This window comes from Allobosea sp. 05T433 (genome assembly GCF_056396065.1).
In genome coordinates, this window is record NZ_JBFTKS010000044.1 from 1 (window position 1) to 12,795 (window position 12,795).

The 12,795-nt window shown below is 66.3% G+C and carries 13 protein-coding genes; 5 read left to right on the plus strand and 8 right to left on the minus strand.

The window, feature by feature from the left end; all coding sequences use genetic code 11:
* Nucleotides 1–144: 144 nt before the first annotated feature.
* Entirely contained in the window at nt 145–882 is a 738-nt protein-coding gene (locus tag AC1DGP_RS32415; protein ID WP_476833073.1) for an SDR family NAD(P)-dependent oxidoreductase, read from the minus strand.
* 107 nt (nt 883–989) lie between these two features.
* On the opposite strand from AC1DGP_RS32415, the gene AC1DGP_RS32420 reads away from it, so the two are divergent.
* Both AC1DGP_RS32420 and AC1DGP_RS32425 read left to right on the plus strand, forming a co-directional pair.
* Nucleotides 990–1,571, plus strand: coding sequence for a TetR/AcrR family transcriptional regulator (locus AC1DGP_RS32420; protein ID WP_476833074.1), 582 nt, complete (start codon nt 990–992; stop codon nt 1,569–1,571).
* A gap of 454 nt (nt 1,572–2,025) precedes the next feature.
* A complete protein-coding gene (locus tag AC1DGP_RS32425; protein ID WP_476833075.1) occupies nt 2,026–2,178 on the plus strand; it encodes a hypothetical protein in 153 nt (50 codons plus the stop codon).
* Nucleotides 2,179–2,228: 50 nt separating this feature from the next.
* Here AC1DGP_RS32425 and AC1DGP_RS32430 read toward each other — a convergent pair whose 3' ends face one another.
* Entirely contained in the window at nt 2,229–3,530 is a 1,302-nt protein-coding gene (locus AC1DGP_RS32430; RefSeq protein ID WP_476833076.1) for a sensor histidine kinase, read from the minus strand.
* Nucleotides 3,531–3,544: 14 nt separating this feature from the next.
* Nucleotides 3,545–4,285: a response regulator gene (locus tag AC1DGP_RS32435; RefSeq protein WP_476833077.1), complete on the minus strand. Its 741-nt coding sequence runs from the start codon at nt 4,283–4,285 to the stop codon at nt 3,545–3,547.
* Nucleotides 4,286–4,564: 279 nt separating this feature from the next.
* Between AC1DGP_RS32435 and AC1DGP_RS32440 the strand changes: the two genes are divergently transcribed.
* Nucleotides 4,565–5,296, plus strand: a complete 732-nt coding sequence (locus tag AC1DGP_RS32440) for an alpha/beta fold hydrolase (RefSeq protein WP_476833098.1) — start codon at nt 4,565–4,567, stop codon at nt 5,294–5,296.
* 161 nt (nt 5,297–5,457) lie between these two features.
* Entirely contained in the window at nt 5,458–7,233 is a 1,776-nt protein-coding gene (locus AC1DGP_RS32445; RefSeq protein ID WP_476833078.1) for a cytochrome c biogenesis protein DipZ, read from the plus strand.
* 60 nt (nt 7,234–7,293) lie between these two features.
* Here the strand turns inward: AC1DGP_RS32445 and AC1DGP_RS32450 are convergent, their stop codons facing one another.
* The 4 genes from AC1DGP_RS32450 to AC1DGP_RS32465 form a co-directional block, all read right to left on the minus strand.
* On the minus strand, nt 7,294–8,724 hold the full coding sequence (locus tag AC1DGP_RS32450; RefSeq protein WP_476833079.1) for an aldehyde dehydrogenase family protein: 1,431 nt from the start codon (nt 8,722–8,724) through the stop codon (nt 7,294–7,296).
* A gap of 66 nt (nt 8,725–8,790) precedes the next feature.
* A complete protein-coding gene (locus AC1DGP_RS32455) occupies nt 8,791–9,243 on the minus strand; it encodes a nuclear transport factor 2 family protein (RefSeq protein WP_476833080.1) in 453 nt (150 codons plus the stop codon).
* A gap of 49 nt (nt 9,244–9,292) precedes the next feature.
* Entirely contained in the window at nt 9,293–9,799 is a 507-nt protein-coding gene (locus tag AC1DGP_RS32460; RefSeq protein ID WP_476833081.1) for a cytochrome P460 family protein, read from the minus strand.
* A gap of 22 nt (nt 9,800–9,821) precedes the next feature.
* Nucleotides 9,822–10,871 (minus strand): alpha/beta fold hydrolase, encoded by a 1,050-nt coding sequence (locus tag AC1DGP_RS32465; RefSeq protein WP_476833082.1) that lies wholly within the window; start codon nt 10,869–10,871, stop codon nt 9,822–9,824.
* 327 nt (nt 10,872–11,198) lie between these two features.
* Between AC1DGP_RS32465 and AC1DGP_RS32470 the strand changes: the two genes are divergently transcribed.
* Nucleotides 11,199–11,615 carry an organic hydroperoxide resistance protein gene (locus AC1DGP_RS32470; protein WP_476833083.1) on the plus strand — a complete coding sequence of 139 codons (417 nt, stop codon included), beginning with the start codon at nt 11,199–11,201 and terminating at the stop codon, nt 11,613–11,615.
* A 133-nt stretch (nt 11,616–11,748) separates the two neighbouring features.
* Here the strand turns inward: AC1DGP_RS32470 and AC1DGP_RS32475 are convergent, their stop codons facing one another.
* Entirely contained in the window at nt 11,749–12,654 is a 906-nt protein-coding gene (locus AC1DGP_RS32475; RefSeq protein ID WP_476833084.1) for a cupin domain-containing protein, read from the minus strand.
* Nucleotides 12,655–12,795: the final 141 nt, after the last annotated feature.

Genomic DNA, 12,795 nt, shown 5'->3' on the forward strand with positions numbered 1-12,795 from the left:
AGAGACATCGATTCCAGCATAATGCTCCACGGCTGTTCCTCTCATGATGCTTGAGGCCGATCGCTCGGACCTCGTTTTCAACACCATCATTCTGAGGGACAGCCACCCAAAATGGCTATTCGAAGCGCCGGCCCATTACGGCATCTAGGCGGTCCACCCGCCGTCGATAGTCAGGCTCGCGCCAGTCATATAACCGGCTCCGGGGCTCGTCAGCCAAGCGACGAGGTCGGCGATCTCTTCCGGCTTGCCAATACGGCCCAGCGGCAGCTTGGGAGCGATGTACGCCATGAGGTCGGCAGTCATATCTGTTTCCACCGGCCCAGGCTGCACGTTGTTGATAGTGATCTGGCGGGATGCGAAGTCGAGCGCGGCGCCACGCACTAATTGCGCGACGGCAGCCTTTGTCATGGCGTAGACGCTGGAACCCGGAGAGCCGATCCGGTCGGCGGTGTTGCTTCCGATGGTGACAATCCGGCCACCGTCCAACAACTGTGGAGCAGTGTAGCGGATCGCGGCGAACACGCCGCGCACATTGACGGCCAGCATGCGGTCAAAGTCGTCGATGGCGAAATTCTCGATGGCTCCACTCATGAGGATGCCCGCGTTGACGACAAGCACCCCTGGCTTGCCGAAACGCTCGATAGCGGTTTCGACAGCCAGGCGCACGGCCTCTGGATCAGCGCTGTCGGCGCGGATGGCGAGCCCGGCCCCTCCGCGGGCTTCAATGTCCTGCACGAGCGCGACAGCCCGTTCCGGCGCGCTGACATAGGTAAAGGCGACTGGGCGTCCCTCGGCAGCTAGGCGACGCACAATCGCCGCTCCCATCCCGCGGGCGCCGCCGAAAACCAGGGCCGGTGCGGTGAGCGAAATGGCGGAATTCATCGGCAATCTCCATTGTTGACTGATTGATCCAAAATCCTTTCCGAATTATGGATCGGTCAGTCAAGAATATTCTGGACCGATTGATCAAAAATATGTAGAAATGGGTTATGGCCAGACCTTCAGAGTTCGACCGGGAAGAGGCGATTGCCAGTGCGATCAAGGTGTTCGCGCGCCAAGGGTTCGAAGCGGCCTCGACCAGCGACTTGATCAAAGGCATCGGCATCGGTCGGCAAAGCCTGTACGGCGCCTTCGGGGACAAGCGCGGCCTGTTTCTCGAGGCTTTGCGCCAATACAATGCTGGTTCGTTGGCGCAGATGCACGAGGCCCTGGCGAGAGGGTCGCCGGCCAAAGGTATCGAAGCGGCCTTGCTCGTCGGACTGGGTTCTAGCGATGACGTCGAAAGCGGCTGCCTGGGCGTTGGGTCGATCGTGGAGTTCAGCCGCTCGGACCCCGAAATCAATGCTCTCAACGACGCTGCCAGCACGATCGTGGTCAAGGCATTCGCGGCTCGCGTTCGCGCCGGTATGGAAGCCGGCGAACTCGACGAGGGGCTTGACCCCGACGCCGCCGGCAGGATGTTGCTGATGCTGCGTTCGGGTCTCAAGGTGGCGGCGCGTGGAGGCGCCAGCGCTTCTGAACTCCGTGACGCCGCACGTCTGGCGTTGCGCAGCCTAACACGCAGCCGCTAACGCCCGCTGCCCAACTCGCCGCAGGGCCGGACTTCCAGAGCGGTAGCTTTGCGGAAAGCGACAAGACACCGAGCGCCATAACCAGACATTGGACCATTGCCCGGAAGCGGACGTTCCCAGCTCTGGTTCGAATGGCGGTGACGTTAGCGAGGTCCGCTCTTCGCCAGCTCACCGACGAGGAATCCGACGTTCAGCGCTCAGTAGCCACTCAGCGCTGCTTCAAAACTTGCCTGCCGGGGCTCCTCAACAAGATCGGACGCGAAAGGCTGCCCTCGTTTCGGTTCTTCGGGCACGGTGGATACGGCCGGCGCCCTCCGTTTCGTAATGTTGCTGCTCCTACCGCAAGCGATCCGGTACGGAATTCAGCCGACCATTGAAGGTGGCGCTTGAACCGTTCGCCTTAGCCGTGACGACCGCGCAGGAAGCAGGCTAGCTTCGCTCGCAGAGTACGGACGTGATCGTCGCCATCCTCATCGACCTGTTGGAGGGCGCCAACAACCGGTTGCGGCTGAACGGTGATGCCACTGTCGATCGAGAGCGGCAGTTGCAGCTGTTCGCAGAGCGTTGGTCGGTGTTCATCGCCGCGTTCCGCGCGGGGACGGCCTAGCCTAGCGCGCTGCGTCCACCGCCCTCACCGCCGGCGAGATTGCTTGCGCTTCAGCCGAGCGTCACTTCGGCGGCCAGTCCGCCACCGGGCCGGTTCGTCAGGCGAAGCGAGCCGCCGATCGCCACGGAAAGCTGCTGGGCGATGGCCAGGCCCAGGCCGGTCCCGCCAGTATCTCGGCTACGGGACTGCTCGACGCGATAAAACGGCTGGAAGACGGCGTCGAGCTGGTCTTCGGGAATGCCCGGGCCGCGGTCGAGCACGGCAATTCGCAACCTGCCGTCGCCGGTCCTGTCGACCTGGATCTCGGCCTCGCCAGCGAACTTCAGCGCGTTGTCGATCAGGTTGGTCAGGATGCGCCGCAAGGCGTGCGGCCGCGTCACCACGGTAGCCGCGATCGATCGCGGAACTGCAACCGCCTTGCCGGTGTCCTGATAGTCGAAGGCGATGCTCTCGACGAAGGAGCCGATATCGATGCGCGTCGGCTTCTCGGTGTCGCCATGGGCGCTTTTCGCGTAGGCGACGCCTTCACGGACCAGCCGCTCGATTTCGGAGAGGTCGCCGATCAGTCGCTCCTTCTCAGGGCTCTCGTCGGCCATCTCGGCACGCAGCTTCATGCGGGTGATCGGCGTCTGCAGATCGTGGGAGATCGCCGCGAGGATCTGCACCCGTTCCTGGAGATAATGCGCGATCCGATCCCGCATCGCGTTGAAGGCGGTCGCCGCATAGGCGACCTCGGCCGGGCCGGTCTCCTCGAGCCGCACCGCCTTGCGGCCCGGATCGAGTGTCTCGGCGGCATTGGCGAAGCGCAGCAAGGGCCTGATCGCCAGCCGCACCGCCAGCCAGGTGCAGGCCACGAGCAGCGCGAGTTGGGCCGCGAGCATGTAGGGCAGCCAGCTCGCGAGCGGCATCAGGGCAGGGTGGATGTCGATCGTGACGGGCGCGCCGTCGCTCAGCGTGACATGCGCCTGCAGGTGCTCGCGCTTGCCGGGAATGCTCTCGACCTTGACCGGGAAGCGCCGCCCGGCTGCGACATTGATCGTATGCGCGATTTCAGCAGCCCGCGGGCTCAGCTCCGGCACACCGGGCAAGCCGGCGCCGAGCTCGTAGCGATAGGTCCGTCGGTCCAGCATGGGCAGCCATTGCGGGCGCTCCTGCGGCGGCAGCCGGTCGAGCAGCGCGATCGAAGTCGCGACGTCGTTTTCCAGCGTCGTGTACATCGTCGCCTTGGCGCTGACGGTTCGCTCATAGAACAGCAACCCGAAGGACAGGATATGCGCCGCTGCCAGCCCGGCAAACAGGATCAGGAAGAGCCGGGAGCGCAAGGTGCGCGGCAGATGCAGGAACCGACGCATCCGGGTCACGCTCCTCACTGCCGGGCCGTGACGATCTCGATCGGCATGGCGAGCACATAGCCCTCGCTGCGGACGGTCTTGATATAGGCCGGCTCGCGGGCGTCGTCGCGCAGGCGCTGCCGCAACCGGCTGACGAGCAGGTCGATCGAGCGGTCGAAAAGCTCGGCCTCACGGCCCTGGGTCAGATTCAGGAGTTGGTCGCGGTTGAGCACGCGCTGCGGATGGTCGAGGAAGACCCGCAGCAGGCGGTACTCGGCGCCGCTCAGCGCCACCGCCGTGCCGTCCTTGTCGAGCAGATGGCGCGCGACGGTATCGAGCTGCCAGTCTCCGAAGGCCAGCAGCTGGCCGGCCTCCGTGACCTGGAGGTTCGGCGGCATCATGCGCGTGCGGCGAAGGACGGCCTTGATGCGCGCCAGCAATTCGCGGGCGACGAAGGGCTTCGCCAGATAATCGTCGGCGCCCATCTCCAGCCCGACGATCCGGTCGGTATCGTCATTGCGCGCGGTCAGCATCAGCACCGGGGTCGCCTTGTGCTTGCCGGCGCGGAGTTCGCGGCAGAGCACGAGCCCGTCATCGCCGGGCATCATGACGTCGAGGACGATGAGGTCGACCCGATCGGTCTCCATGAAGGAGCGCATCTGCCGCCCGTCAGCGGCAGTGGTCACCCGCAGGCCATTCTTCTTCAGATAGCTCGACACGAGATCCCGAATCTCGCGGTCGTCGTCGACGACGAGGACATGATCGATGTGATCCATCGGCAGGGCTTTCCGCTTTCGTTTTCCGAGCCATAGCAGAGGCCGGCCGGTCTGCGCTGTGTCGGGCGCAAGAGATTTGTACTCTCATGTATCGCGTGGCCAGCCCGACACCGAGGCGGACAATCTTGCCGTCGAATGCGGCGCTGTCTTCCTGCACGGTGGAGACCGGCAGACAGGCCCAGACGGTTCGGCCCGCCTGCCGACATCTCTCATCATGAAACGAGCAGGAAGGACGCGCCCATGCGCAAGGGTTTCATCTCAGCCGTCATCGGCGGGCTGATGCTACCGATCGCCGCCACATGTTCCGCCGTGGAAGCGGCGGAAATCCGCAACATCGTCATCGTGCATGGCGCCTTCGCCGACGGCTCCGGCTGGCGCAAGGTGTCCGACCGGCTGACTACAAAGGGCTACAAGGTCACGATCGTGCAGGAGCCGCTGAGCTCGCTGCAGGACGATGTGGCCGCGACCCGGCGCGTCCTGGCACTGCAGGAGGGGCCGGCCATCCTGGTCGGGCACAGCTATGGCGGCATGGTGATCAGCGAGGCCGGCCATGACGACAAGGTCGCGGGGCTCGTCTATGTCGCCGCCTTCCAGCCGGAGAAGGGCGAGAGCCTCGGCAAGCTCGCCGCGAGCAAGCCGGTCCCGAACGCCCCGTCGGATGCGATCAAGGCGACCGCGGACGGCTATCTCTATCTCGATCCGAAGGCATTTCCCGCCGCCTTCGCGGCCGATCTCCCCAAGGCAGAGGCAGCATTTCTCGCGCGTTCGCAGGTCTTCGCGGCGAAGGCGGCCTTCTCGACGGACGCGGGCGATCCGGCCTGGAAGAGCAAGCCGAGCTGGGCGCTGGTGGCGAGCCAGGACCGCTCGATCAACCCGGATCTCGAACGCGAGATGGCGCGGCGGGCGGGCAGCAAGCTCCGCGAGATCGCGGCCAGCCACGCCGTCTATGTCTCGAAGCCGGCGGAGGTCGCCAAGCTGATCGTCGAGGCCGCACGCTCGACGTCCAAATAGGGCGTCGGGCTGGTCGCGGAGGAGGGCAACTGAAGCCTCCTACATAGCGATACAGATCAGCCCGCCGGCGAAACATCGCAGATACGTCGGACAGGTCAGGTGCTGGCATTCGGGGGAAGCCATTCTGTGGGTGGCGTCCCCCGCTTCCGAGAGGACCCGCCATGACCCTGTTCGTGATCTCCTATCTCGCCGGCGTGCTGACGATCCTCAGCCCCTGCATCCTTCCGATTCTGCCGTTCGCCTTCGCGCGCGCCGACCAGCCCTTCGCGCGTGGCGTGCTGCCGATGCTGATCGGCATGGCGGCGACATTCTCCGCCGTGGCGAGCCTTGCCGCCATCGGCGGCAGCTGGGCCGTGCAGGCGAACGAGACCGGGCGATGGGCGGCCTTGACGCTGGTCGCGGTCTTCGCCGTGACCCTGATCTCGCCGCGCGCGGCGGCATTCTTCTCCCGTCCGATCATTGCGCTCGGCGACCGGCTCGCCGGCGGCAGCGAAGCCGGGAAGCCCTCGATCGGCGGTTCGCTTCTGCTCGGCGTCGCCACCGGCCTGCTCTGGGCGCCCTGCGCCGGCCCGATCCTGGGGCTCGTCCTGACGGGAGCCGCGCTCCACGGGGCTGATGCTGGGACGGCACTCCTGCTTGCCGCCTATGCCGCGGGCGCTGCGACCTCCATCGCGCTGGCCGTCCTCGCCGGCGGCCGGGTTTTCGCAGCGATGAAGCACTCGCTGGGGATCGGCGAGCGCATCCGGCAAGGCGTCGGCATCGCTGTCCTTGCGAGCGTTCTGGCGATCGGACTAGGGCTGGACACCGGCCTGCTGACGCGGCTGTCCTACGCCGGCACCACCGGTATCGAGCAGAAGCTGCTGGCACGGCTCGGCGGCGAAGCTTCGCCGACAGGCAGCTCCCGCCTGGCCGAGAACGGTGAGACCCGCCCGGCTGCTACGTCCAGTCAGACCTATCATAGCGCGCTTCCGAACCGTGGCGCAGCCGCCGGCTTCGACGGCGCCGTGGCCTGGTTCAATTCCGCGCCGCTGAAGGCGGACGAGCTGCGCGGCAAGGCCGTGCTGGTCAATTTCTGGACCTATTCCTGCATCAACTGCATCCGCACCCTGCCTTATGTCCGCGCCTGGGCGGAGAAGTACAAGGATCAGGGGCTTGTCGTGGTCGGCGTCCATACGCCGGAGTTCGCCTTCGAGAAGAACGTCGCCAACATCCGGCAGGCGATCGCCCGTTTCGGCATCACCTATCCGGTCGCAGTCGACAATAACTTCCGGATCTGGCGCGCCTTTCGCAACAGCTACTGGCCGGCGCTCTACTTCGTCGATGCCGCCGGCCGGATCCGGCACAGCCATTTCGGCGAGGGCGACGAGAAGCAGTCGGAGCGGGTGATCCAGGACCTGCTGGCGGAGGCTGCCGGCAGTCGCGCCGCCGGCACCGCCATCGTGGCTCCGAATGCGCAGGGCGCTCAGGCACCGGTCGATTCGGCCCGCCCGGCGCGTTCAGGGGAGAGCTATCTCGGTTACGAGAAGATCTCCGGCTTCGCTTCGCCGGAGGGTGTCGCGGGCGATCAGGCGCGCGACTACAGCGTCCCGGCGCTGCGGCTCAATCAATGGGGGCTCGCCGGCCGCTGGACGGTCGGCGCCGAGAGCGCGGTGCTCGATCAGGCGGGCGGTGGGATCGCCTTCCGCTTCAGCGCGAGGGACCTGCATCTGGTTTTGGGCCCCGGTGCGCGGGGCAAGCCGATCCACTTCCGCGTGACCGTCGATGGCAAGGCGCCCGGCGCCGACCACGGCGCCGATATCGACACCGAGGGCACTGGCACGATTGGCGAGACGCGACTCTACCAGCTCGTCCGACAGGCCGGCGACGCCAGGGAGCGGACCTTCGAGATCCGCTTCCTCGATGCCGGTGCGGAGGCCTTTGCCTTCACCTTCGGGTAAGGGCAGGGCTCTGCCGGGGCTCCGTTCACGCCGCCCCGGCAAAGCCCGCGGTGTCGGCGATCAGGCGGTCGCGCTGCGCCCCATGATCGCCTTGAGCTCGAGGTGGTCCTCGATCCCGTAAAGCCCGTACTCGCGGCCGATGCCGGACTCCTTGAAGCCGCCGAACGGGGCCAGCGGTTCGTGCAGGACGGCGTTGATCGCGACCCGCCCCGCGTCGATCCGGCCCGCCAGTACCCGTGCCCGCTCGACATCCTCGCCGACGACATAGGCATGGAGCCCGAACTCGGTGTCGTTAGCGATCGCGACGGCGTGGTCCTCGTCGTCATAGGCGATCACGCAGAGCACCGGCCCGAAGATTTCCTCGCGCGCGATGGTCATGTCGTTGGTGACGTCGGCGAACACGGTCGGCCTTGCGAAGAAGCCGCGGTCGAGCCCTTCCGGGCGACCTTCGCCGCCGGTGACCAGCCTCGCCCCTTCCTCGATCCCCTTGCGGATATAGCCCTGGACCCGCTCGAATTGCCGGTGATTGACCAGAGGCCCGAGCGTCGTTCGAGGATCGCGCGGGTCACCCTGCACGATCGTCGCGACGGCGCGCTCGACCGCCTCGCAGAAGGCCTTGAGTCGGGCCCGCGGTACGAGGATACGCGTGCCGGCGATGCAGGCCTGGCCATTGTTGGCGAAGCCGGCCGCCATCGCCGTCGCGGCCGCCTTTTCGAGATCGGCGTCCTCCATCACGATGGTCGGCGCCTTGCCGCCGAGCTCGAGCGTCACCCGCGTCATGCGCGCTGCCGCCTTCGTCATAATCGCCTTGCCGACGCGTGTCGAACCCGTGAAGGAGATCTTGCGGACACCGGGATGCGAGGTCAGCGCCTCGCCGACGACGTCGCCGCGCCCGGCCACGACATTGATGATGCCGGCTGGTGCACCGGCTGCGTGCAGGCATTCCGTGAATAGCTGGGTCTGCCAGGCGCTGAACTCGCTCGGCTTGACCACCACGGGGCAGCCGGCCGCGAGCGCACCCGCCATCTTGACGCTGATGGCGTTGTAGACGCTGTTCCAGGGGACGATATGCACGGCCACGCCGGCAGCCTGCGCGACCACCTCCGTATCGTTGATCCAGCGCGAGAACACGAAATCCTCGAGCAGCCGGGCCGCGGCGAGGAAGTTGTTGGCGGCAAGACCGGCACGCCATTTCGCCTGCTCGATCGGGCCGCCATATTCGAGGATCGTGGCCTCGGTCAGCTCGTCGTCGCGGGCGCGGACGGACTCGCTGAGGTTGTAGAGAATTTCGATCCGCTCCTTCTTGGAACTGCGCGACCAGCCGGCGATGGCGCTTTGCGCGCTGTCGACCGCCCGTCTGGCGTCCTCCTCGTCGGCCATGACGAGGACGGCGCGCGGCTCCCCGGTCGTCGGGTTGACGAGCTCGAGTTCCTCGCGGCCATGCGCGGTGCGGAACTGACCGCCGATGTAGACCTGATCGAAGCGCTGCATGCTGGGTTCCTTTCGGTGAGGCCGCTCACGGTCTGGAGTTCGGCCGGGGCGCTTTCGACGACGGGCTCAGATCGCGAGCGCCTGCGCGTCGCCGTCGGCATAGAGCTGGCGCAGCCAGCGGCGATCGATCAGCCATGCCCCGCTGCCACGGGTGAGGCCGATCTCGTAGCGGCCACCGATCGTGACTCGGTGTTGCTCGCCTTCGGGATTGGTGAAGCCAAGATCGACGACGACATCGACGCGGACGCTCGCGCGGTGCCTGTCAGATGCGACGTCGATGACGGGATTAGCGAGACGGTGCTGCGTCCAGTTGGCGCGCGACAGGCGGCTCATCGAAGCACGAGCATAGGCTTCGGCTGCAACCGGAGCTGCCTCTTCAGAAGGCTCGGCGCGCACGGCTTCGGCGAGACATGCGCGATAGCCGGCCGCATCGCGGTCGTCCGCCGCCTGGGCGAGACGAGCGAGGAGCTTGCGGATCGCCAGCTCGTCAACGACGAGTTCAAGCGCGGTGGCAGCCATCGGCCCGAGCCTTTCGGGGTGGGGGCCGTGGCGCTCTCGCGCCCCGGCTCTAGGGCGCGAATTTGGTGAAGACGTAATCCCGCGCCTTCACCTTCGATTCATGACAGGCGAAGCAGGTCTCGTGCTGGGCCGCGTCCACGGGCTTGCCGTCGATGAAGCGGCCGAAGCCCCAGCCGCCGCTGTCGGGATACTTCTTCGAATCCTTGACCATGACCTGCACGGTCGTGGCCGCGCCGGGGACGAGGGCGGATTCGAACTCGGGCGACTGGATATGCTTCCAGGCGAGCTTCACGAGCACGGTGCCGTCCGGAAACGGCAGCGTTCCGGCGCGGTAGGCGTCGATCGCCTTCTGGTTGCCGACGACGGCACGCAACTCGTTGAGCGGCTCGTGCTCCAGCGCTGGCGCGACGAGCTCCCATTTGCGGTATCCGTCGGGGATCGTGACGCCGTAGATCGGAGAGGCCGGCTTCTTGTCTCCATCGCCTCTGGCGATGGAGACAACGCCAACGATGGCGATGGCGGCACCCGCATAGGGCAAGGCCGCAAGGGGTTTCATCGGCGAGCTCCCTCGGCTGCAATCAAAGCCGGTTGGCGTCGATCACGGCCTGTGCGAAGGCGCGCGGATCCTCCTGCGGCGGGTTGTGGCCGATGCCGCCCTTGAAGAGTCGGTGCTCGTATTTGCCGGTGAAGCGCTTGCGATAGGCGGCGGGCTCGGGATGCGGTGCGCCATTGGCATCGCCCTCGATGGTGATGGTCGGCACGCCGATGTTCGGGAAGGCCGCGAGCTTGCGCTCGATCTCGTCGTACTTCGCTTCACCCTGCGCCAGGCCGAGCCGCCAGCGGTAATTGTGGATCGAGATGGTGACATGATCGGGGTTGTCGAGCGAGGCCGCGGAACGCGCGAAGGTCGCGGCGTCGAAGCCCCATTTCGGCGAGGCCAGCTCCCAGATCAGCCGGGCGAAGTCGTGGGTGTACTTGGCGTAACCGGCCTCGCCTCGCGCGGTGGCGAAGTAGAACTGGTACCACCACTGCAGTTCGGCCTTCGGCGGCAGGGGCGCCTTGTTGGCCTCCTGACTGCCGATCAGATAGCCACTGACCGAGACCAGCGCCTTGCAGCGCTCGGGCCAGAGGGCGGCGACGATGTCGGCGGTCCGGGCGCCCCAGTCGTAGCCGGCTATGACGGCCTTCTCGATCTTCAGTGCGTCCAGGAGCGCGATGGCATCGACGGCAAGCGCCGCCTGCTGGCCGTTGCGCGGCGTCTCGGCCGAGCGGAAACGGGTGCTGCCATAGCCGCGCAGATGCGGCACGATCACCCGGTAGCCGGCCTTCGCCAGGATGGGCGCGACATCGACATAGCTGTGAATGTCGTAGGGCCAGCCGTGCAGGAGCAGCACCGGCGGGCCGTCCGCCGGCCCGGCCTCGACATAGCCGACATCGAGATCGCCCGCCTCGATCCGTTTCTCGGCGGCGAATGCGGCCTGCGCGCCCTGGTCCGAGCCGGCATGCGTCGGGGCCGAGCCGTGGGTCTGTGCGCTGGCGGCGCCGATCGCGCCCATCTGCGCGAGTACGGTGCCGAGCGCCATGCTGCCGAGAAAGTTCCGCCGCGGGTGATCGATCTGCTCTGTCATGGCTCTGTTCCCGTTTTGCTATGTGCTCAGGGAAGGAAGCCTGTCGGCTGTATCTGCGCTGTGTCGCGTCGCGCCGGATTTGAAAGCTCCCGTAGGATCCGGGCCTTTGGATACGCAGGGATACAATCGGCGGGCGGCTTGCCGTGGCGGGGGCGCGGCCGCCAGTCTCGCAGGGGGCAGGGTCGATCGTACGAGACTGTATCCGGCTCGGGAAAACAGACGCTTCGTTGCGTATCGCAGCGATCCGAAAACATGCCGGACATGTCGGCTTGGGAAACGACCGTTGCAAGCCGCCGCTTGTGGAGCGGCGAAGGATGGAGCGTTTCCATGACCAAGATCGAGAAAGTCCTCTATACCGCCAAGACCTATACGGTGGGCGGGCGCGACGGAGCGTCGCGCAGTGCCGATGGCCGGCTCGACATCAAGCTGTCGCCTCCCGGCAGCGCCGCCGCAGGCACCAACCCCGAGCAGCTCTTCGCGGCCGGCTGGTCGGCCTGTTTCATCGGGGCGATCGGCATTGCCGCCAAGAAGCGCCAACTGGCCTTGCCGGCTGACCTCGCCGTCGATGCCGAGGTTGATCTCGGCATGACCGACGGCGCCTATTTCCTGCAGGCCCGCCTCAATGTTAGCCTTCCCGGACTCGACAAGGAACTGGCGCGCGAGCTCGTCCACGAGGCGCACCAGACCTGCCCCTATTCCAAGGCGACCAGAGGCAACATCAATGTGGAGCTGAACGTCGCCTAGGGGAGGCTGCGACCTCGAAGCGGCCCCCGCGGGCCCCGGCGAGGAGCACAAGCACTTGCGGCCGCCGCATTCGCATGCGGCGGCCGCTTCGCCTTGAACATAAGCCATTGACTTGCTCTGGGACTGGTTCCGATCAGGGGCCAGGTACCATGAAGCTGGTTTGGTGTGGCAGGCGCGCTGCCACGTCCTGCGGCAGGCCGAGATTTGTCGCGATCACGTCGACGGGGTTCGATGCCAGCCAGGCGGAGAGGTCGTTTGCCTGGTAGCGTCCGCTGTTGAAGCCGATCAGCACGCGCAGGACCGATGAGCCGGTCTTGCGGATGTAGTGGCCGGCGCCCATCGGGGCGTAGCCGATGTCGCCCGCCTTGAAACGCTCGGTCACGACCTGGCCTTCGGCCAGGAAGACCGCCATCTCGGCTTCGCCGTCGAGATAATATTGCCATTCGTCGGCATTCGGATGCCAGTAGCTCCCGCATGGCGCCGGGCTGGATCTCGAGGATCGAGCCCGCCATCGTCGTCGAGATCGCAAACTCTTCGACCGTGACGACACGCTGGTACCGCCCCCGGCCACGCGCCGGGGCTGTTGCGCCATCAACGGGTAGCGATGCCTGGTGGTCAGTTCGGCGGCTGGCCGTTGCGTTGCAAGCCAAGACTGGTCGCCGGGAACCGGGCCTTGCACGAAATAGGCTTCGCCTGCTGGGAGACTCGTCAATTCCGAGGCCGCCACGCCGAGGTTCTGCGCGACGACCTGCGGCGGCGTGTGCGCCAGCCAATCGGTTATGCTGAAGGTGTGATCCTCCGAGAAGTCGCCATTGTCGAAGATCAGGATGAATTGGCACTCGCCGGGCCCAAGCCCGTGGATGGAATGGCCCCCGCCCCGTGGAAAATACCAGACATCGCCAGGTCCGAAGCTGTCCGTCGCTGAACCGCCATCCGGATGGAGCACCGTCGTGCGACAATTGCCGGAGACGACATAGGCCCACTCGGCGGCATTTGCATGCCAGTGCAGCTCACGCATCGAGCCGGGGGCGAGGCGCATGGAGACGCCTGCGGATACCGATGCTGGCTGGAAACTCGTGCACGGAGGCTCCGCGCGTCAAGCCGCCTGCTCCCGTGCGCGGCTTGGCTTTCTCGAGTCGGTAGCGGAAGGATCTCGTGCCCTCGCTCATCGTCGCATTCC